The 20,888-nt window shown below is 61.0% G+C and carries 22 protein-coding genes and 1 tRNA gene; 19 read left to right on the top strand and 4 right to left on the bottom strand.

Annotated elements, in window-relative coordinates; genetic code table 11:
- The 4 genes from EN749_RS37655 to EN749_RS10730 all read left to right on the top strand — a co-directional run.
- Positions 1-362 (top strand): hypothetical protein (locus EN749_RS37655; RefSeq protein ID WP_189367451.1); only part of this gene is annotated, 362 nt, incomplete at its 5' end.
- A tRNA-Ser gene (locus EN749_RS10740) sits at positions 324-414 on the top strand. The genes EN749_RS37655 and EN749_RS10740, both read left to right, overlap by 39 nt.
- A gap of 139 nt (positions 415-553) precedes the next feature.
- Positions 554-1,657 (top strand): porin, encoded by a 1,104-nt coding sequence (locus EN749_RS10735; RefSeq protein WP_128363099.1) that lies wholly within the window; start codon positions 554-556, stop codon positions 1,655-1,657.
- 238 nt (positions 1,658-1,895) lie between these two features.
- Positions 1,896-2,990, top strand: coding sequence for a site-specific integrase (locus tag EN749_RS10730; protein ID WP_128363098.1), 1,095 nt, complete (start codon positions 1,896-1,898; stop codon positions 2,988-2,990).
- 60 nt (positions 2,991-3,050) lie between these two features.
- Here the strand turns inward: EN749_RS10730 and EN749_RS10725 are convergent, their stop codons facing one another.
- Positions 3,051-3,950, bottom strand: a complete 900-nt coding sequence (locus EN749_RS10725; RefSeq protein ID WP_127398222.1) for an alpha/beta hydrolase — start codon at positions 3,948-3,950, stop codon at positions 3,051-3,053.
- 232 nt (positions 3,951-4,182) lie between these two features.
- Positions 4,183-6,234, bottom strand: coding sequence for a lytic transglycosylase domain-containing protein (locus tag EN749_RS10720; protein WP_128363097.1), 2,052 nt, complete (start codon positions 6,232-6,234; stop codon positions 4,183-4,185).
- A gap of 247 nt (positions 6,235-6,481) precedes the next feature.
- Between EN749_RS10720 and dapA the strand changes: the two genes are divergently transcribed.
- Genes dapA through EN749_RS10705 form a run of 3 tightly spaced genes read left to right on the top strand, consistent with a single transcriptional unit; the run spans position 6,482 to position 8,593 of the window.
- A complete protein-coding gene (dapA, locus tag EN749_RS10715; protein ID WP_127267153.1) occupies positions 6,482-7,363 on the top strand; it encodes a 4-hydroxy-tetrahydrodipicolinate synthase in 882 nt (293 codons plus the stop codon).
- Between the two features lie 25 nt (positions 7,364-7,388).
- On the top strand, positions 7,389-7,868 hold the full coding sequence (smpB, locus tag EN749_RS10710) for an SsrA-binding protein SmpB (RefSeq protein WP_013532594.1): 480 nt from the start codon (positions 7,389-7,391) through the stop codon (positions 7,866-7,868).
- Between the two features lie 14 nt (positions 7,869-7,882).
- Positions 7,883-8,593, top strand: coding sequence for a GH25 family lysozyme (locus EN749_RS10705; RefSeq protein ID WP_128363096.1), 711 nt, complete (start codon positions 7,883-7,885; stop codon positions 8,591-8,593).
- Positions 8,594-8,610: 17 nt separating this feature from the next.
- On the opposite strand, the gene EN749_RS10700 is transcribed toward EN749_RS10705, so the two are convergent.
- Together EN749_RS10700 and EN749_RS10695 are read right to left on the bottom strand one after the other, a co-directional pair.
- Complete coding sequence (locus EN749_RS10700; RefSeq protein WP_127399340.1) at positions 8,611-9,267, bottom strand: uracil-DNA glycosylase; 657 nt, start codon at positions 9,265-9,267, stop codon at positions 8,611-8,613.
- 11 nt (positions 9,268-9,278) lie between these two features.
- A complete protein-coding gene (locus EN749_RS10695) occupies positions 9,279-9,860 on the bottom strand; it encodes an NYN domain-containing protein (RefSeq protein WP_127267156.1) in 582 nt (193 codons plus the stop codon).
- 327 nt (positions 9,861-10,187) lie between these two features.
- Between EN749_RS10695 and rpoZ the strand changes: the two genes are divergently transcribed.
- The 12 genes from rpoZ to recO form a co-directional block, all read left to right on the top strand.
- Complete coding sequence (gene rpoZ, locus EN749_RS10690; protein WP_013532591.1) at positions 10,188-10,589, top strand: DNA-directed RNA polymerase subunit omega; 402 nt, start codon at positions 10,188-10,190, stop codon at positions 10,587-10,589.
- 113 nt (positions 10,590-10,702) lie between these two features.
- A complete protein-coding gene (locus EN749_RS10685; protein WP_023812864.1) occupies positions 10,703-12,931 on the top strand; it encodes a bifunctional (p)ppGpp synthetase/guanosine-3',5'-bis(diphosphate) 3'-pyrophosphohydrolase in 2,229 nt (742 codons plus the stop codon).
- A gap of 50 nt (positions 12,932-12,981) precedes the next feature.
- Positions 12,982-13,560, top strand: coding sequence for an orotate phosphoribosyltransferase (gene pyrE / locus EN749_RS10680; RefSeq protein ID WP_127267157.1), 579 nt, complete (start codon positions 12,982-12,984; stop codon positions 13,558-13,560).
- A gap of 50 nt (positions 13,561-13,610) precedes the next feature.
- The gene (locus tag EN749_RS10675; RefSeq protein WP_127322856.1) at positions 13,611-14,012 is read left to right on the top strand and encodes a VOC family protein; all 402 of its coding nucleotides are present in this window, start codon (positions 13,611-13,613) and stop codon (positions 14,010-14,012) included.
- Positions 14,013-14,259: 247 nt separating this feature from the next.
- Complete coding sequence (locus EN749_RS10670) at positions 14,260-14,859, top strand: DUF2062 domain-containing protein (protein WP_127322859.1); 600 nt, start codon at positions 14,260-14,262, stop codon at positions 14,857-14,859.
- Positions 14,856-15,269: a holo-ACP synthase gene (acpS, locus tag EN749_RS10665; protein WP_127267159.1), complete on the top strand. Its 414-nt coding sequence runs from the start codon at positions 14,856-14,858 to the stop codon at positions 15,267-15,269. Before EN749_RS10670 ends, acpS begins: the two co-directional genes overlap by 4 nt.
- Positions 15,270-15,347: 78 nt before the next feature.
- Positions 15,348-16,097 (top strand): signal peptidase I, encoded by a 750-nt coding sequence (gene lepB, locus EN749_RS10660; RefSeq protein ID WP_127267160.1) that lies wholly within the window; start codon positions 15,348-15,350, stop codon positions 16,095-16,097.
- Positions 16,097-16,852, top strand: coding sequence for a ribonuclease III (rnc, locus tag EN749_RS10655; RefSeq protein WP_127267164.1), 756 nt, complete (start codon positions 16,097-16,099; stop codon positions 16,850-16,852). Before lepB ends, rnc begins: the two co-directional genes overlap by 1 nt.
- Entirely contained in the window at positions 16,849-17,775 is a 927-nt protein-coding gene (gene era / locus EN749_RS10650) for a GTPase Era (protein ID WP_027038032.1), read from the top strand. The genes rnc and era overlap by 4 nt, the downstream gene beginning before the upstream one ends.
- A gap of 5 nt (positions 17,776-17,780) precedes the next feature.
- Positions 17,781-18,674 carry an aminoglycoside phosphotransferase family protein gene (locus tag EN749_RS10645; RefSeq protein ID WP_127395514.1) on the top strand — a complete coding sequence of 298 codons (894 nt, stop codon included), beginning with the start codon at positions 17,781-17,783 and terminating at the stop codon, positions 18,672-18,674.
- Positions 18,675-19,412: 738 nt separating this feature from the next.
- On the top strand, positions 19,413-20,549 hold the full coding sequence (locus EN749_RS10640) for a porin (RefSeq protein WP_127395515.1): 1,137 nt from the start codon (positions 19,413-19,415) through the stop codon (positions 20,547-20,549).
- A gap of 131 nt (positions 20,550-20,680) precedes the next feature.
- A partial coding sequence (gene recO, locus EN749_RS10635) for a DNA repair protein RecO (protein WP_128363095.1) occupies positions 20,681-20,888 on the top strand: 208 nt, incomplete at its 3' end.

Here is a 20,888-nt window from a genome sequence, read left to right as displayed (position 1 = left end):
CCCATGAGACGGCGGCGTTCAACCACGATCGTACCGACGAAAGGGCTGCCTGGCTGCTATCCCCCGGCGTTGTTGCACAAATGACACGATTTGGCCTCACTCAGAAAGCTCTCGTTAACCATCAGGCCCGCCGCAACCCCTTGTTTGCCGCCGAATCCGGCGAAGGACCGTCGGAATCATGGCAAGCTCCCGAGTCGCTGGCCAGGAAACAACCGCAGAACCGCCTCATCCATGGAAGGCCACGGTTCAGTGCATCTTATTTTCCATATAATGATGCGGGCTTGTTGATTGTGCCGGCGCTTTTCTTTATCCACCGGCGCAACGGAGAGGTGGCCGAGTGGTCGAAGGCGCTCCCCTGCTAAGGGAGTAGAGGTCAAAAGCTTCTCGTGGGTTCGAATCCCATCCTCTCCGCCATCCTGCTTCGCGCTGCGCGCTTCGCAGGACAAATCTCCTAACAATAACAAATCGATAATCGAAGGAAGCGCCGTTCCTGTGGCGTCGCCTACCTCTCCGCAAGCCGCAATTTCATTCGATTCTGACTGGAGGTCAGAAAATGAACATCAAGAGCCTTCTCCTCGGCTCCGCTGCGGCCCTGATCGCAGTTTCCGGTGCGCGCGCCGCCGACGCCGTCGTCGTCGCCGAGCCGGAACCCGCTGAATACGTCAAGATTTGCGACGTCTACGGCGCTGGCTACTTCTACATCCCCGGCACCGAAACCTGCCTGCGCATCGGCGGCTATGTCCGTTATGACATCGGCGCTGGTGACATTGGGTCGTTTAATGGTGCTCGTGCTATCGACCGGATGGATGGTGACGTCCAGGATACCTGGAGAAAAAATGCACGCTTCGCGCTGAAGACCTGGACCGGCCAGGAGACCGAACTCGGCACCTTGAAGACCTACACCGAGACCCGTATCAATTTCGGCAACACGAATTTTAGCGACGAAGCCTTCAATAAGGGCATTTCGCTTAATTTCGCCTGGATCCAGCTCGGTGGCCTGCGCGTCGGTAAGGACGAATCGGCGTTCGATACGTTTACCGGTTATGCTGGCAACGTCATCCAGGATACGCTCGTTCCTTATGGTGGCTTCGACACGAACGTGATTCAGTACTATTTCGACGCTGGGAACGGCTTCTCGGCTGTGGTCTCGCTCGAAGAAGGCTATGGCGACTACACGATCGACAGCTACGTCCCTCATGTCGTTGGCGGCGTGAAGTGGACGCAGGGTTGGGGTGGCATCAGCGGCGTCATTGCTTATGACAGCAATTACGAAGAAGTTTCTGGAAAGGTTCGTTTGGATGTGAACGCCACGAATGAACTTTCGCTGTTTATCATGGGTGGCTACGGCACTGATGATAATATCAACGACTTCGGCGGTGGTCGCTCCATGTACAAGCTGTGGAGCGGTAGCTGGGCCGTATGGGGCGGTGGCACCTACAAGTTCAACGAGAAGACCTCGTTCAATGCTCAGCTGTCTTATGACGATGGCAAGAACTTCGGCGCCGCGGCTAACATTGCCTACGATATCGTCCCAGGTCTGACGATCACGGCGGAAGTCGACTACCTCCATGTTGGTGATGACACCGTCTCCAACTGGACTGGCGCCGACAAAGAAAACAACATCGGCGGTATCCTCCGCTTCCAGCGCTCGTTCTAAGGGCTGGTTCCTTACAGGTGAAATCCAGCCCGGGCGCACAACGCCCGGGCTGTTTTTGTTTTCGTGACTGGATCAAGGCAAACAGAAGGATGGGGGTAACGGTAGCTGAATAAATCCGTGGAGTGGTTTCGTGGGATCCGCTGATGGGCGGATGAAATCACAACTGCGTGATTAAAATCTCTTGAAAGGACGCTTCCAAGCGGGTAGGGCTGACCTATCCCACTCGGGGGTGTGGCAAATGATGACGAACGAAGCGATTCAAGAGGGCGAGTCCTCTGATCATTTTTCGATGTTTTCTTCTCAAAGTCCGAAGATTCGATACACCTACAACAAGATTAGAGAAGTAAAGTCGCATCGGGTCGGAGATCTTTTTTCAGCATATCGGGACATATTATGGGATGATGGGCGGCATAAGTATAATGTCAGCTCGTTCATCGGCGAAATAGACGAGATCCTCCTTGGGGAGCGTTTCAGCGCCTTTGACCAAAGTACCCTGGACAACCTTATCGGCACCTTGCGCCAGCGCGGCAACAGCAACGCAACCATCAATCGAAAGATGGCTGCCCTCAGCAAACTGCTGCGCAAGGCTCACAAGATGGGAGATATCCACAGCCTGCCCGAGTTCCGCCGCCAGAAGGAGCGGGCGGGTCGGATTCGCTTCCTCGAAAGGGACGAAGAGGCGCGCCTGTTCGCCGCCATCAAGAACCGCAGCGAGGATGCCTACAGGCTTTCCGTCTTCCTGGTCGACACCGGATGCCGTCTCGGCGAGGCGCTTGGGCTGATCTGGAACGATATCCAGGAGCATCGCGTCAGTTTCTGGATCACCAAATCCGGCCGCAGCCGCACCATTCCGATGACCGAGCGGGTCAAGGAGGTCATCAAGCTGCCGCCCACCGAAGGCCGTCGGCCCAAGGGACCGTTCACAAAGCTTAGCCAGGCACAGTTTCGTGCCATCTGGAATGACGCGAAGGCCGAAGTCGGACTTGGTGCAGACGACCAGGTGGTGCCGCACATACTGCGCCATACCTGCGCCTCGCGCCTTGTCCAGGGCGGCATCGACATCAGGCGCGTGCAGATGTGGCTCGGCCACCAGACGCTGTCGATGACCATGCGCTACGCGCATCTGGCCACCAACGATCTCGATGGCTGTGTCATCGTGCTGGAAACACCTCGATCGACTCAGCCGGGCGGCAATCGCGCTGAAGGCTCCGTGTTTTCTTCGCCCGTGACGACGCCTTCGTCGCCGACGGCAGGGCGGAAAAAGAAGGACGAGGCAGCCACCGCCGCAAAGGAGTCGCCGAAAGCGACTCGGAAAAGTTCAAAAGCCAAGTAGGCTAAAGAATCCCCACCTATACCATCATGGCTATCCCGTGACCTTGTTTGGTCATGGGATTTACTTCAGGATATTCTTCCGCTCGGCTTGATCGAGAAAAGCGGCTATGTCGCCCGGTAGGCTGCCGGTCTCGAGGAATGGCGCATGGCCCTGGCCCTCGACAGTGATCGCCTCCATCACGGAATGGCGCTCTCTCATCTGCTTGAGCGAATCTATGGACAGCAATCTCGAATTGGCACCACGTATGGCGAGCAACGGGATGGCGGCCAACGCCTCGAATTGAGGCCATAGATCAGGCAGCTTCTGCGTCAGATCGAGGCTCGCCACGGTATCCACCAGCTTCGGATCGAAATCCGGCATCAGCCCATCATCCGTTTCGCGGTAGAGAGCCCATATCATCCGGTCCCAGTCGGCGCCGGCAAGGGCGGGGAAGTCTTCGTCATGCACGCTGCGCTGGGCGGCAATTGCCTGCGGGCGGGTTTTCGGTGCCGGGTCGCGCTCGAGATAAGACTGGATATGGGCAAGTCCGGCCGCCTCGATCACCGGCCCGATGTCGTTGAAAACAATGGCTTTCAGGACCGATGGCCGCATCATCCCGAGCACATGGATGATCAGCCCGCCGCGCGAGGTGCCGATGAAGGCCGCTTCTCCGATGTTCAACGCCGTCAGCCCGGCCAGGATGTCGCCAGCCTCCACGCCGACATTGTAGTTTTTGGCGTCGGGATCATAGGCTGACTGCCCGCGCCCACGGTAGTCGAAGGCGATTACCTTGCGCGGAGTTGCCGCATCCGTCGACAGATAGAGCGCCAGCTCGTGAAAATCCCTGGCGTTGCGGGTCAGGCCAGGCAGGCAGACAACCGGCCAGGGTCCGCTATTGGCCTCACCGTAGATGCGCGCATGAAGTTTTAGCCCATCCGGTGCACTGTAGAAGAAGTCGGAGAAATTTTGCTTGCTTGCCATCGGAATGTTCGATCTCGCTGTACCGATTTGGACAGCTACAGGCGAGGGCAGGGATGGTCAAATGAAAGGCGCTCTTGCCTTCTCCCCTTGTGGGAGAAGGTGAATCGGCGCGCTAGCGCCGAGACGGATGAGGGGTGTTCCAGCGAAGTGAGGCGTTGGCGTTCCCTGGAACCCCCCTCATCCGTGGCCTTCGGCGACACCTTCTCCCACAAGGGGAGAAGGACAGAAAGCCTCAACTCCGCCCGTTCACCAGATCCCCGACAATGTCGTATTTGCCCGAAATACGCATCTTGTAGACCTCGTAATTCTCCATCACGCGCTGAACGTAACTCCTTGTTTCCGTATAGGGAATCCGCTCGATCCAGTCGACGACCGCGTCGATGTCCTTGCCGCGCGGGTCGCCATATCTGGCCACCCACTGGCTGGCTCGGTTGGGGCCGGCGTTGTAGCCGGCGAAGGTCAGCACGTAGGAGCCGTTGAAGCGATCGAGCTGTTCGCCGAGGAAGGCTGAGCCAAGCGTCGCATTGTAGCCGGCATCGGTGGTCAGCCGTGTTTGCGAAAACTGCAGCCCGGCCTTCTTCGCCAGTTGCCTTGCGGTTCCCGGCATCAGCTGTAGCAGCCCGCGCGCGCCGGCGCTGGACACGGCGCCGATGTTGAATTCGCTTTCCTGACGGGCGATCGCATAGGCCAGGGCCTTGCCCGAGCCGGAAATGTCGGCCGAATCGGGAATGACGCCGAGCGGATGCGACAATGCGCCGACATCGATGCCACGCGCCCCGGCGATCTTGCCGATTTTCAGCGCCATGAAATGGTTCCCTTGCTTTTCCGCAAGGACAGCCAGCAGCGCCAGTTCGCCCGGACTGGTCAACTGCCCGGCAAGGTCGCGATAGAGCGTCTCGGCATAGCGGTCGTAGCCCGCCTCCTGCAGCCGCTTGATGGCGCTGACGGCCTCGCGGCCGGCAAAATTCTGCCGGTCGGCTGCACTTGGCGAGGGGTAGGCGATGTTCAGCGCCTGCCGGCCCACGCGTTCGGCGGCAAGCTGACCGTAGAATGTCGTGCCATAGGCAGCGGCGCGCGCAAAATAGTCCTTTGCATTGCCCGGACCACCGACTTCCGCGGCACGGCCGAGCCAGTAATAGGCGCGCGACAGCGTCATCGGCCCCTGGGCGAGGTTCGCGATGCGAGCGAAATGACTGGCCGCGGTTTTTGGGTCGTTCAGGCCGCGCAGCGCATACCAGCCAGCATGGAATTCGGCGTCTGCCGCATTGGCGGCACTTTCGGCGGCGTGTGTGGCGACGATCTTGTACGCGGTCTTCATGTCGCCCTGGTCTACCAGTTCGCGCGACAACACCCGGCGCTCGACCCACCAGGCATCCGGATCGACGAGAGCGTCGCGATCTGTCGGCGCCTGCATCACAATGGCGGCGGCCCCGGCAAAATCCTCCTGCTTGCGCAGATATTCGGCCTGCGCGAAGAAGTAGCCGGCCGAACGTTGCATTGCCGGCACGGCCTTCAGCAGCTTGGGCGCGTTCTTGTCGCCTTTGTCGGCCGCCGCCCAGGCCTCGGCGAGTTGCTGGGCGCCGGCCAGGCCGGCGACGCGCAAGGCGGAATTCGCGCGGTCGGCATAGAACATGCGCTCCATGCGAAAACGGTGGTCGGTGGCCGGGATCAAGCTGCCGAATTCCTTGATCAGCGCCGCCTCGTCCCTAGCCTCCAGGATCGCGGTGCGCCAGAAGGGCGACAGCACCGAACGTGCCGCCTTGATATTGCCTGACGCCACATAGGCGCGGGCAAGAACCATCACGCCTTCGAATGTCTGCGGCTGGCTGCCGTCGAACGCCCTGATAACGATGTCGGGGGCAGGGTTCTCGCGATAGAGTGCGCGCTCGCTGTTCCTGCGCAGGGCGACGGTGCCCGGCCAATTGGGCAGCATCTTGGCCGCAGCAGTGATATCGCCGCTCGGAACCTTGTCGCCGCCATAAAGCGCGATCGCCCAGGCAAGGATATGCTGGTCGAGCGACTGAGCCGGAAGGGCATTGCGCACTCCACGAGCGCGGAGACTATCGCCCGCCGCCAACGCATCCAGCCCGCTTTTCAGGGGGGCGACGTCAGGCAAGGGCGCCTGTCGCGTCCTATCCTGCAGGTCTGGCAGCGCAATTGCCGCGCCTGGCATCGGAATGGCTGAGGTGACCCGTACGTCCACGCTACCGCTGATCGCCATGCCCGGCATCAGCGCGAGCGTGGCGCCAAGCAGCGCGAAAAGGTGAGGCCGACCGCCCGGCATGATCCTTAAGTCTTTCCTTGTCCTGGCATTCCACAGGCTGGCGAAGATGCCTCGAAGCCTAAACTTAGGTCGTGAAGAGCCCGTAAACAAAGGGTTAGCGAGGCTGTTCGAATTGCGCTTGCTGGCACCATGGCAATGCTTGCCGCGCAACCATGTCGAGACTATGGTGCGCCGCTTCGCTTTCGGTTAGAAGGCGCGACCACAAACACCGACACAAAACACCAGAAGTGCCAAGGAGTTGGACGACATGCTGAGAGGCTCGCTTACTGCGCTCGTGACACCGTTCGAAAAGAGCGGGCGTTTCGACGAGAAAGCCTTTCGCGCGTTCGTCGAATGGCAACTCTCAGAGGGCACGACGGGCCTGGTGCCGGTCGGCACCACCGGCGAGTCGCCGACGCTGTCGCATGACGAGCACCGCCAGGTCGTCAAGGTGTGTATCGAGGTGGCCAAGGGCCGCGTTCCGGTCGTCGCCGGCGCCGGCTCCAACAACACCGAGGAAGCAGTCGGCCTCGTGCAGTATGCCGAGAAGGCCGGCGCCGATGCCGCCCTCGTCGTCACGCCCTACTACAACAGGCCGACACAGCGCGGTCTTTACGAGCATTTCGCGGCGGTCGCCAAGGCGACCAAGCTGCCGATCATCATCTACAACATCCCGCCGCGCTCGGTCATCGACATGATGCCGGAGACGATGGGGCGGCTCGCGCACGACTTCAAGAATATTGTCGGCGTCAAGGATGCCACCGGCAAGGTCGAACGGGTCTCCGAGCAGCGCGCCACGTGCGGCAAGGATTTCATCCAGCTCTCGGGCGAGGACGCTTCGGCGCTCGGCTTCAACGCCCATGGCGGCGTCGGCTGTATTTCGGTGACGTCGAACGTCGCGCCGCGGCTCTGCGCCGAATTCCAGGAGGCAACGCTTGCCGGCGACAGCGTCAGGGCGCTGGATCTGCAGGATCGCCTGCTGCCGCTGCACAAGGCGATCTTCATCGAGCCTGGCGTTTCCGGCGCCAAATATGCGCTGTCGAAGCTAGGCAAGGTCGAAAACGTGCTGCGCTCGCCGCTGGTGACGATCGAACAGTCGACTGCCGACAAGATCGATGCGGCTATGAAGCACGCCGGCTTGATTAATTAGGGATGAGGCGCCACCTCTCCACATCATGAATCAAGTCAGAAAAGCCGATCCCAACAACAAGACCGTTTCGGAAAACCGTAAGGCGCGGTTTTCCTATGAGGTGCTTGACACGGTCGAGGCCGGTCTGGTGCTGACCGGCACCGAGGTCAAGTCGCTGCGCCAGGGCCAGGCCAACATCCAGGACAGCTATGCCTCGGTCGAAGGTGGCGAGATCTGGCTGATCAATTCCTATCTGCCGGAATATCTGCAGGCCAACCGCTTCAACCATGAGCCGCGGCGGCGCCGCAAGCTGCTGCTCAACAAGCGCGAGATGGCGAAACTGTCACAGAGTGTCGACCGCGAAGGCATGACACTGGTGCCGCTGAAAATCTATTTCAACGACCAGGGCCGCGCCAAGCTGCTGCTCGCTGTCGGCCGCGGCAAGAAACTGCACGACAAGCGCGAATCCGAGAAGCAGCGCGATTGGTCGCGCGAGAAGGGCCGGCTGTTAAAAGAGCGTGGGTAGGCGGGGCCATTCGCTTGAAGAACCGGATTGTTCTCTTTGGTTTGGCCAGCCTGGTCTTGTTGTGTTTCCTCGCAGCAGGCGGCTATCTCTATTTCAGGTCATTCTCGCCGGATCGCGATAAATATCCGGTCAGGGGCATCGACGTCTCCCATCATCAGGGCCAGATCGATTGGCGGCGCGTAGCCGCCGACGATGTCGCCTTTGCCGTCATCAAGGCGACCGAAGGCGGCGATCATGTCGATGATGCTTTCGCACGGAATCTGGAAGAGGCCCGGGCCGCCGGTCTCGCCGTCGGCGCCTATCACTTTTTCACCTTTTGCCGGCCGGGTGCGGACCAGGCGAAGAATTTCATCTCGGTGGTGCCGCACGATCAGCCCCTGCTGCCACCCGTGGTCGATATCGAATTCGGCGGCAACTGCCCGCAGCGGCCGACGCCCGAACAATTGAACGCCGAACTGGCCGCGTTCCTCGCTCCAGTCGAGGCGGCGTTCGGCAAGCCGGCGGTGGTCTATCTGACCGACGACGCAGCGGAAGCGTATGCAGGGCGCATTGCTGCCCGTCCGCTCTGGCTCCGCTCATTGCTCCTGGAGCCGGATCGCGACGACTGGGTCTACTGGCAGTACCACAACAGGGGTCGCGTTGACGGCATCAATGGCGATGTCGACCTGAATGTGCTGCAGGGTGGGCCCGGTGCGTTGAGTGCACTGTTTGCGCCGCCAAGCTGATCCGCTGGCACCCGGCTCTATTTCTGCAAGAATTCCGATATCTGGCTGAAAACGCTAACGAACATCGCTTCGGTCAGCACGCCGGTATTGGTGTTGTAGCGTGAGCAGTGATAGCTCGAAAACAGCGTGACGCCACCGGCCGGCAGCTGCCCGCCATGCTTGAACGGGTAGGCGGCGACGCGCCCACCCAGCGCCCGCACCGTCGACTGATGCGCGATCGATCCCAGTGCCAGCACGGCGCGCAAATTAGGGAACCGGGCGATCGTCGGCACCAGGAATGTCCGGCAGGTGGCAATCTCGGCGCCCACCGGCTTGTTCTCGGGCGGCACGCAGCGCACGGCATTGGTGATCGCCGTGCCGACAAGCTCCAATCCGTCGTCGGGTCTGGCCTTGAATTCGCCGCGTGCAAAACCGTGCGAAATCAGTGTCGAGTAGAGCAGGTCGCCGGCATAGTCGCCGGTGAACGGGCGGCCCGTTCGGTTGGCACCGCGAAGGCCGGGCGCCAGCCCGACGATCAGCAGTTGGACCGTCGCGTCACCTTCCGAGGGCAGGAAAGTCGGCACCGGCGCATTGAACCAGGATGGTTCGCGCTGCCGCCACTCGGCGATGAAGTCGTGCAGCCGCGGGCAGAGCGGGCAGTCGCGGCCGGGTTCGGAGGCGGAAAGGACGGTCATGGCGACCGGCCTCAGTAATCGTCCTCGTCGACTTCGGCCGGCTCGGGCCTGCGCACCGGCCGCTCGGACGGATCGCGGCCAACGTCGTTCTTCAAGGTCGTCAGGTCAATGAAATGGTCGGCTTGGCGGCGCAGATCGTCGGAGATCATCGGCGGCTGCGAGGCCATGGTCGAGACGATCGACACCTTGCGGCCGCGCCGCTGCAGCGCCTCGACCAGCGTGCGGAAATCGCCGTCGCCGGAAAAGATGACATAGTGGTCGACGACATCGGCGAGCTCCAGCGCATCGACCGTCAGCTCGATGTCCATATTGCCCTTGATCTTGCGGCGGCCGGTCGAGTCGGTGAATTCCTTGGCCGGCTTGGTGACCACCTTGAAGCCGTTATAGTCGAGCCAGTCGATCAGCGGTCGGATCGAGGAGTATTCCTGATCCTCGACCAGCGCCGTGTAATAATAGGCGCGCAGGAGATAGCCACGTTTCTGGAAGCTCGACAGGAGCTTGCGATAGTCGATGTCGAAGCCGAGCGCGCGCGACGTCGCATAAAGATTGGCGCCGTCGATGAATAGGGCGATTTTTTCACGAGGGTCGAACATGGAAAATATTCCTTCTCGAAATAAACGGCCGTCTAAACGAAATGCGATAGCGACGTTCGGTCAGGCTTATAATAAACCGGCTGACCTCTACGCATCCGAGATAGCGCCAGATTCACGGCAATCCAAGGGCGCGTGCGGCACTGCAAGCAATTGTGATCGGGACACCGAACACATAAGCACAGCCAGTTTTTGCCGAATCGGGTGTTTGAACGAAGGATTGGGCGCCCTGCAGCCCGGCCATTGTCCATGATGCTTGTATTTTGGCGGCGTTCGGGTTATGGACCGCGCCTGTTTTCCATCAAATCCATCGCATGAAAGGGGCAATCCATGGCCCGCGTAACCGTTGAAGATTGCATCGACAAGGTCGACAACCGCTTCGAACTGGTGCTGCTTGCCGGCCACCGTGCCCGGCAGATCAGCCAGGGCGCGCCGATCACCGTGCCGCGTGACAACGACAAGAACCCGGTCGTGGCGCTGCGCGAGATCGCCGATGAGACGCTGTCGCCCGACGACCTCAAGGAAGATCTGATCCATTCGCTGCAGAAGCATGTCGAGGTCGACGAGCCCGAGGCCGATGGCGAGGCGATTGCCGATCAGACCGGCACCGCCGTTGCTGCCACCGACGCCGATGACGCCGAGGAGAACATCACCTTCGACCGCATGACCGAGGAAGATCTCCTGGCCGGCATCGAGGGTCTGGTGCCACCGGAAAAAAGCGACGACTACTAAGAGCCTGGATCAAGCATCCGGCACTTCCGTCCTGGCAGTTTCGTGGCTATCTATGACATGCGCCGTACAGCAGTGCGGCGCATGATTCATTTCACCGCTGCGAGATCCCGCCCATGATGCGTCAGTATGAGCTTGTCGAGCGCGTCCAGCGCTACAAGCCTGACGTCAACGAGGCGTTGCTCAACAAGGCCTATGTCTATGCCATGCAGAAGCATGGCCACCAGAAGCGCGCTTCCGGCGACCCGTATTTCTCGCACCCGCTCGAAGTCGCCGCCATCCTCACCGAGATGCATATGGACGAGGCGACGATCGCGGTCGCCCTGCTGCACGACACGATCGAGGACACGACCGCCACACGGGCCGAGATCGACGATCTGTTCGGCCCCGAAATGGGCAAGCTGGTCGAGGGCCTGACCAAGCTGAAGAAGCTCGATCTCGTCTCGAAGAAGGCCGAGCAGGCGGAAAACCTGAGAAAGCTTCTGCTGGCGATTTCAGAAGATGTCCGCGTGCTGCTGGTCAAGCTCGCCGACCGCCTGCACAATATGCGCACCCTCGACCACATGCCGGAGGCCAAGCGCCTGCGCATCGCCGAGGAGACGATGGATATCTACGCGCCGCTGGCCGGCCGCATGGGCATGCAAGGCATGCGCGAGGAGCTGGAAGAGATCGCCTTCCGCTTCATCAATCCGGAAGCCTATCGCGCCGTCACCGCACGGCTTGCCGAAATCTTCGAGCGCAACAAGGGCGTGCTGACGGACATCGAAAAGGCGCTGTCCACGCTGTTCGAGAAGCATGCGATCAACGCCGGCGTGAAGAGCCGGCAGAAGAAGCCGTGGTCGGTGTTCCGCAAGATGGAGGCCAAGGCGCTGTCCTTCGAGCAGCTCTCGGATATTTTCGGCTTCCGCGTCGTCGTCGACACGGTCGAGGATTGTTACAGGGCGCTTGGCGCCATCCACACCGCGTGGTCGATGGTGCCGGGCCGCTTCAAGGACTACATCTCGACGCCGAAGCAGAACGATTATCGGTCGATCCACACCACCATCGTCGGCCCGTCGCGCCAGCGTGTCGAGCTGCAAATCCGCACCCGAGAGATGAACAAAATCGCCGAATACGGCGTCGCTGCCCATTCGATCTACAAGGACACCGGCGGCAAGACGAATGGCGCCGCCCACGCGATTTCGAAGGAAACCAACGCCTACGCCTGGCTGCGGCGCACCATCGAGCAGCTTGCCGAGGGCGACAATCCCGAGGATTTCCTCGAAAATACCAAGCTGGAGCTGTTCCAGGACCAGGTGTTCTGCTTCACCCCGAAAGGCATGCTGATTGCGCTGCCGCGCGGCGCGACGCCGATCGATTTCGCCTATGCGGTGCACACCGATGTCGGCGACACCTGCGTCGGTGCCAAGGTCAACGGCCGCATCATGCCGCTGATGACGGAGCTGAAGAACGGCGATGAGGTCGAGATCATCCGCTCCAAGGCGCAGGTGCCGCCGGCGGCATGGGAATCGGTCGTCGTCACCGGCAAGGCGCGCTCGGCCATCCGCCGTGCCACCAAGAACGCCATCCGCAAGCAATATTCGGGTCTCGGCATCCGCATCCTGGAACGCGCCTTCGAGCGTGCCGGCAAGACCTTCACCAAGGAGAGCCTGAAGCAGGTGCTGCACAGGCTGGCGCGCAAGGACATCGAGGATGTGCTGGCCTCCGTCGGGCGCGGCGAGCTCGCCTCCACCGACGTCATGAAGGCGGTATTCCCCGACTACAAGGATGAGCGCGTCACTACGGCCGTCCCCAAGCCGCGCGAGGAGGGCTGGTCGAAGATCCGCAATGCCGCCGGCATGTTGTTCCAGATTCCGGGTCGTGCCGCGCGCAAGGACAAGGACCAGCCACGCGATGGCGCCGTGCCGATTCGCGGCGTGCGCGGCGATCTGCCGGTGCGTTTCGCGCCGGAAGGGGCAGTGCCTGGCGATCGCATCGTCGGCATCGTCCAGCCGGGCACCGGCATCACCATCTATCCGATCCAGTCGCCGGCGCTGCAGGCGTTCGATGACCAGCCCGAGCGCTGGATCGACGTGCGCTGGGACATCGATGAGCGCACCAAGGAACGCTTTCCGGCGCGTGTCTCGGTCACCGCCATCAACGCGCCGGGGTCACTCGCCGATATAGCGCAGGTGGTTGCCTCGAACGACGCCAATATCCATACGCTGTCGATGGTGCGCACTGCGCCCGACTTCACCGAAATGCTGATCGATCTCGAAGTCTGGGATCTCAAGCACCTCAACCGGCTGCTGTCGCAGCTCAAGGACAATTCGAGCGTCAGCGACGCAAGACGCGTCAATGGCTAGATCATGCTCCGGTTTCGGACAAAGTCATGGTCAATCAAAAAGAGGCAGAAATGAACACCGATGAAGTGCTGGGCATTTTCCGCGAGGCGGGTGCTGTTCTGGAAGGGCATTTCATTTTGACCTCGGGCCTGCGCAGTCCGGTCTTCCTGCAGAAGGCGCGCGTGTTCATGCATGCCGACAAGACCGAGCTACTGTGCAAGGCGCTGGCGGAGAAAATCCGCGCAGGCGTGCCCGGCAAGATCGACTATGTCGTCGGCCCGGCGATCGGCGGGCTGATCCCAGCCTACGAGACCTCGCGCCATCTCCGCGTGCCGGCGATCTGGGTCGAGCGGGAAGGCGGCGAGTTCCGCTTGCGCCGCTTCGAGATCGCCAGGGGTTCGCGTGTCGTCATCGTCGAGGACATCGTCACCACTGGCCTGTCGATCCGAGAGACCATCGAGTGCCTGCGCGATCTTGGCGCCGAGGTAGTGGCCGCGGCCTGCATTATCGACCGTTCGGCTGGCAAGACCGATGTCGGTGTGCCGCTCATCGCGCTGGCCGAGTATGAGGTCCCGGCCTATCCGGCCGACCGGCTGCCGCCGGAGCTTGCCGCCATCCCGGCGATCAAGCCCGGCAGCCGCAACATCTGACGGGGCATTTTTTTCGCCCAACAGTGTGCGGCGGTTTTGGGGAAAGCGACATGCGTGAAGACAAATTGGAAATGATCACCGGCATCGATCATTTCGTGCTGACGGTCGCTTCGCTGGAAGTGACCTGTGAGTTTTACCAGCGCGTGCTGGGTTTTGAGCGCATCGACGCGGCGGATCGGCCGACGGCGCTGGCTTTCGGTATCCATAAGATCAATGTGCATGAGGTCGGCCGCACTTTCGAGCCGAAGGCGAAGTCGCCGGCTCCGGGCTCGAGCGATTTCTGCCTGGTCACGGACGGGCCACTGGATGAGGTCCGTGCCCGGCTCGCGGCCAATGGTGTGGCGGTGGAACTCGGTCCGGTCGAGCGTATCGGGGCCCGCGGTCCGATGATGTCGGTCTATTTCCGCGACCCGGACGGCAATCTGGTCGAGGTCAGCGAATACCTGCCGTAGCGCTGGTGCTCTTCGAAAAAGCGACTGCCAGTTTTCCTTAAATTCGCCGCGATTGTCCAATGTTCGAAGCATGAACCACCCCGAGGGGCGGCGACGAGTGCGCATCGGACAGACGGTGCTTGGTTGTTCTTCTGTCAGCGCGTCGTTATATCATGCTTGCGATTGCCATTGGGTGATCGTCAAGCGCAAGATGTGGCTACCACGCCCGGCTAAGGTGCCGTTGCGGGAGCCGTGGAACGGGAACAGAGTGCTTTTTCGACGCCGCAAGCCTGATGGCCTTTATGAGCGGGTGCGTACCTACCTTTGGCCGCGCCGCTCATTTTCGCGCTCGCTTCAGTATTTTTCCAAGCGCATCCTGCGGCTGAAGGCCACACCGCATGCGGTGGCGGCCGGCGTTGCAGCGGGGGTCTTCGCTTCATTCTTTCCCGTCGGTTTCCATTTCATCATCGCTGCCCTCCTGTGCTGGGTGATCGCCGGCAATCTGGTGGCGGCCGCTCTCGGCGCGGTTTTTTTCGGCAACCCCCTGACCTTCCCGTTGCTATGGGGGGCGTCGTGGGAAACGGGCAAGCTCATCCTGCATGACCGCTTGCCGACGCATGGGCCGCCGGCACATCTGGGCGAGATGTTGCACAACCTCTCCTTCGCGCAATTGTGGAAACCGGTCCTTGAACCGATGCTGATAGGCGCGGTTCCGCTCGGGCTCGCCTTCGGGCTGCTGTTCTACGCCCTCACGCGCTGGGGCATGAACGCTTTCCGCGAACAGCGGCGCAAACGTCTGGCCGAGCGCGCAAGCCGGCATGCGCAATCGTCCCATCCCGGCGCAAGCATCGGTTCCACCGCGCGATGATCATCGGCATCGGCAGCGACCTGATCGACATCAGACGCATCGAGAAATCGCTGGAGCGTCACGGCCAGCGCTTCATCCAGAGAATCTACACCGAGGTCGAACAGGCGCGTTCGGACAATCGAGGCGCCCGCGCGGCCTCTTATGCCAAACGCTTCGCCGCCAAGGAGGCCTGCGCCAAGGCGCTGGGCACCGGTATGGCGCAGGGCGTGTTCTGGCGCGACATGGGTGTCGTCAACCTGCCCAGTGGCGCGCCGACCATGGCTCTGACGGGAGGAGCGCAGGCCAGGCTGGACAAGATCCTGCCAAACGGCCATCGGGCGGCAATCCACCTCACCATCACGGATGATTTCCCGCTCGCTCAAGCCTTTGTGATCATTGAGGCGCTGCCCGTCGAAGAAGCGCCACATTGATTGCCTCTGACGACCGGCATTGACGTTGCCCAGCGCGCGCCGAGACTCTATACCATCCAACGCACAATCGAGGACGACATGAGCGTGGCTGAAAAATCCGAGAAGAAATCCGGCGGGCTTGGCGAGACCGTCAGCGTCATCGTCCAGGCGCTTTTGCTCGCCCTGGTCATCCGCACGCTGCTGTTCCAGCCTTTTTCGATCCCGTCGGGATCAATGCGGCCGACGCTTCTTGAAGGCGACTATCTGTTCGTCACCAAATGGTCCTATGGCTATTCGCGGTACTCGCTGCCTTTCGGCCCCGACATCTTTTCGGGCCGCATCTGGGGCGCCGAGCCGAAGCGTGGCGATGTGGCGGTGTTCAAGTTCCCGCCTGATCCGTCCGTCGACTACATCAAGCGCGTTGTCGGCCTGCCGGGTGACAAGATCCAGGTCAAGGACGGCCAGCTGTTCATCAACGGCGTCGGCGTGCCGCGCGTGAAAACAGGCCAGATCGACAATCCCGACATCACCGAGGAATCGCGCCCGATCGATGTCTATCGTGAGACCTTGCCCAACGGCGTCAGCTACGACACGCTCGACCTGAATTCGAACTCGATCGGCGACAACACCCGCGAATTCGATGTGCCGCCCGGCCACTATTTCATGATGGGCGACAACCGGGACAATTCCGCCGACAGCCGTTTCACCGTCGGCTACGTTCCCGCGGAAAATCTGGTTGGCCGCGCCAATCTTGTTTTCTTCTCGATCGCTGGCAAGGCGAGCCCTCTCGAAATCTGGAAATGGCCGTCGCTGATGCGCGCTTCGCGCCTGTTCCACTTCGTCAATTGATGGCTTTGAAGCGTCCGACAGGCGAAACTCTGGCCGGTTTGGTAAAAGCCAAGACCGGCCACGTCTTCAAGGATATCCGCTTGCTCGAGACCGCCTTGACGCATTCCAGTGCGGTCAAGGCCGCCACCAACAACCAGCGTCTTGAATTTCTCGGCGACCGCGTGCTCGGGCTTGTCGTCGCCGATATGCTTTTCGAAAAATTTCCCGATGCGCCGGAAGGTGAAATCGCGCCGCGCTTCAATGCGCTGGTCGATGCACGGACATGCTCCGAGATCGGCATCGAAATGCAGCTGGAGGACCTGGTCCGCGCCGATTCTGCCTTGAAGATGCGGTCGCGTGGCTCGGGCGGAAACTATCTGGCGGATGCGGTCGAGGCCCTGATCGCGGCGGTTTACGTTGACGGTGGCATCGAGGCCGCGCGGCGGTTTGTCCTGCGCTACTGGGAACCGCGCTCGCATACGGTGATTACAAAGCCGCTCAATCCGAAATCCGATCTGCAGGAATGGATTGCCAAGACCAGCGATATCAGACCCGAATATGTGATCGAAAAACGCGAAGGCCCGGACCACCAGCCCGTCTTCACCGTGTCCTTGCAGGTCCGAGGTTTTGCGCCGATAAGCGGCACTGGCGGCTCCCGCAGGGTTGCCGAAGAAGCGGCGGCTTCGGCATTTCTTGTGCGCGAGGGCGTCTGGGCCACCACATCGGCCCAAAAATCGGAGGGCGCGCGACCCTCCAGTGAAGGGAGTGCGGCATGACCGCTACCGAAGAGCCGGCGACCGCAGCCGCCGCCACGCATTCCGGTTTTGTCGCGCTGATCGGCGCGCCCAATGCGGGCAAGTCGACGCTGGTCAACCAATTGGTGGGCGCCAAGGTGTCGATCGTCACCCACAAGGTGCAGACGACCCGCGCCATCGTGCGCGGCATCGCCACGCATGACAATGCGCAGATCGTTTTTGTCGACACGCCCGGCATCTTCAAGCCGAAGCGGAGGCTCGACACGGCGATGGTGACCACCGCCTGGGGCGGGGCCAAGGACGCCGACATCGTGCTGCTTTTGATCGATGCCGAACGCGGCATCAGGGGCGACGCCGACGCCATCCTCGAACGGCTGAAGGATGTGCGCCAGCCGATGGTGCTGATCCTCAACAAGGTCGACCGCGTCAAGCACGAAGCGCTGCTGGCTCTGTCGGCGGCAGCGAACGAAAGGGTGCCGTTCAAGCGTACCTTCATGGTATCGGCGCTGACCGGCTCCGGCTGCAAGGACGTGCTCGATTATCTGGCCGAGGCTCTACCGGTCGGCCCCTGGTACTATCCGGAAGACCAGATCTCGGACCTGCCGATGCGCCAGCTCGCGGCCGAGATCACGCGCGAGAAGCTGTATCTAAGGCTGCATCAGGAACTGCCCTATTCCTCGCATATCGAAACCGAGAAATGGGAAGAGAAGCCGGATGGCTCGGTGCGCATCGACCAGACCATCTATGTCGAGCGCGACAGCCAGAAGAAGATCGTTCTTGGCCACAAGGGCGAGACAATCCGCGCCATCGGCCAGGCGGCACGCATGGAGATAGCGGGCATCCTCGAACAGAAGGTGCACCTGTTCCTGTTCGTCAAGGTGCGCGAGAACTGGGGCGACGACCCTGAGCGCTATCGCGAGATGGGGCTCGAGTTTCCGCGCTAGGCTCGATGGACAACAAGCCTCCGATTGACACAGCTTTGGTCCGCCGGTTGGTGGCCACGCAATTCCCCTGGTGGAAAGATCTTGCGGTCAGGCCGGTCGAATTTGGCGGATGGGACAACAGGACCTTTCATCTCGGCGACGAGATGACCGTGCGGCTGCCAAGCGCCGCGGCCTATTTCCTGCAAGTGGAAAAGGAACATCGCTGGCTGCCGAGGCTGGCGCCTCTGTTGCCGCTGCCGATTCCGGTGCCGCTGGCGATGGGAGTTCCGGCCGAAAACTATCCTTGGCACTGGTCCGTCTACCGCTGGATCGAAGGCGAGACGGCAAAGCGCGAGCGGATTGCCAGCCTGCCACAATTTGCGACCGACCTGGCCGCGTTCCTGGTCGCCCTGCAGCGTATCGATGCCACTGGCGGACCGGCGCCGGGACAACACAACTTCTTTCGCGGCGGAGCACTCAGCGTCTACGATGGCGAAACCCGGCAAGCGATTGCAGCCCTCGACGGCAAGATCGATACGGTCGCAGCCCGCGCGGTGTGGGAGGCAGCACTTGCCGCGCCATGGCACGGTGCGCCGGTCTGGTTCCACGGCGACGTCAGTTGGGGAAACCTGCTGGTCAGGCAAGGCCGGTTGGGCGCGGTGATCGACTTCGGAACCTCCGGCGTTGGCGATCCCGCCTGCGATCTGGCGATTGCCTGGACATTGTTTGAAGGCAAAAGCCGGGAGGCGTTTCGCGCCGGCCTTCCAGCCGATGAGGCGATGTGGGCGCGTGGTCGTGGCTGGACGCTTTGGAAGGCGCTGATCACGGTAGCTGGACAGATCGACGTCAACCCTGTCGAGGTTGAAAAATCCCGTCATGTGATCGATGAGGTGCTTGCCGATCACGCGCGGCGGGGGTGAGGCGCCAAACGTTCAAGGCGCTCTCGCCCACCAGATCCTGATCCTGTCGCCGATCCATCCGCCCCCGTATGGCGCGACCAGGGACATTCTGGCCGAGGCGATGCTTTCCCGGACCTATGCGTGCCCACCCGCCTGATCGAGGCGGGGGGGAGCGCATCGCCTGCGTCGTTCAGGTCGACTGAGAGGGCGTCACGGAGGAATCGTTTTTCAACGGCTGGCTGCTGTCACAATCGGCGACACGACGGCACTCCAGGAAGTTTCGACCGCCTTGGAGGGGGCAGACACCCTTGGAAGCGTCATCCCGCTTTTCGCCTCGGTATCAGAGCGGGATTTGCAGATGGGCGTTATCTGGCAACAGAAGGGGAGGCGGCAATAATCGGATAAATTTCGACGGAATTGAGGTATACTTTGCGTATTATGCGGCAATATTGGAAATATAACACGTTATCAGTATAGTTAGCCGCGAAAGTATCCGTATATATATTTAATAAATGACATTGTGCCATTTGTGCCGCTCGTCGGATTATCAAGTGTTATTTGTGCAACACGGCATTAATCTGTTTGGGGAATTGTCATTATTCCGGAAATCGTCATTGAAGGCAGATGATCGATGGGTATGTTCGCCGCTGAAAAGGGCGAGCGGTGTGAGCCTTTTTCGTTGTGGGGGTGAGGCGGGAAAACATTGCCGCCAGCCACAAATCCGAAGCCATTTATAACTATGACTGGAGAGGTCAGAAAATGAACATCAAGAGCCTCCTTCTCGGCTCAGCCGCGGCCCTGATCGCGGTCAGCGGCGCGCGCGCCGCCGACGCTGTCGTCGTCGCCGAACCGGAACCGGCCGAATACGTCAAGATCTGCGACGTCTACGGCGCCGGTTACTTCTACATTCCGGGCACCGAGACCTGCCTGCGCATCGGCGGCTACCTCCGCTACGACATGGGCGTCGGCGATTCCGGCGCGCTGGATGGCGCCAATAACGTTGCCGATCACATGGACGGCTCTAGGAACGACACCTACTACAAGAACATGCGCTTCACGCTGAGGACTTATACCGGCCAGGAAACCGAGCTCGGCACATTGAAGACCTTCACCGAGACCCGCTTCCAGTTCGGCAACTCTTCCGGCGACTATACCGGTGACGGCACCGGCTGGCAGGCCGGCAACAAGGCCACCACCCTCAACTTCGCCTGGATCCAGCTCGGTGGCCTGCGCGTCGGTAAGGATGAAACGGTATACGACCAATTCATCGGCTATGCCGGCAACGTCATCCAGGACACGCTCATCCCGTATGGTGTCAAGGATACCAATCTCATCAGCTACTACTTCGACGCAGGCAGCGGCTTCACGGGCGTGGTCTCGCTCGAAGAAGGCACCGGCGTCAACACGATCGACAGCTATGTTCCGCATGTCGTCGGCGGTTTGAAGTACAAGGGCGACTGGGGTGCGATCACCGGCGTCGTGGCCTATGACAGCAATTATGAGGAAGTGTCCGGCAAGGTCCGTTTGGACGTCAACGTCAGCAAGGAACTGACGCTGTTCGTCATGGGCGGCTACGGCACCAACGACAACATCAACGACTTCGGCACAGGCCGTACCCAATACAAGCCATGGGGCGGAAACTGGGCGATCTGGGGCGGCGGCACCTACAAGTTCAACGACAAGACCTCGTTCAACGCCCAGGTCTCCTATGACGACTGGAAGAACCTCGGCGTCGCGGCCAACGTGGCCTATACCATTGTGCCCGGCTTTACGATCACGACTGAAGTCGATTACCTCAATGCAGGAAAATTCGACGACTTGGACTTCAACAACTGGACGAAGGCCGACAAGAAGAGCAGCGTCGGCGGCATCGTTCGCTTCCAGCGCAATTTCTAACGGATCGACTGACCTCACCAGCCCGCCCGCAGCACATCGCTGCGGGCGGTTTTTTATGCATTGGCATGAGAGTTACCGGGGGCCAAGCCCATACCTTGATTTCGCCACCCGATCGGTGAAAAGCTCCTGAAATGGAATGGCGCGACGAGGGAATCATTCTCGGCACCCGCAAGCATGGCGAAACCAGCGCCATTCTCGAGGTGTTGACGCGAGCGCATGGCCGTCATCTCGGCCTTGTTCGTGGCGGCCGTTCGCGCAAGCAGCAGCCTGTGCTCCAGCCCGGCAACCGTGTCGACCTGTTGTGGCGAGCGCGCCTTGACGAGCACCTCGGCACGTTCC

Source organism: Mesorhizobium sp. M7A.F.Ca.ET.027.02.1.1 (assembly GCF_004022985.1).
In the GTDB taxonomy this organism is placed as follows: Bacteria; Pseudomonadota; Alphaproteobacteria; order Rhizobiales; family Rhizobiaceae; genus Mesorhizobium.
The sequence above is the reverse complement of the archived record's forward strand: the minus strand, read 5'-3'. Positions and strand labels throughout refer to the sequence as shown.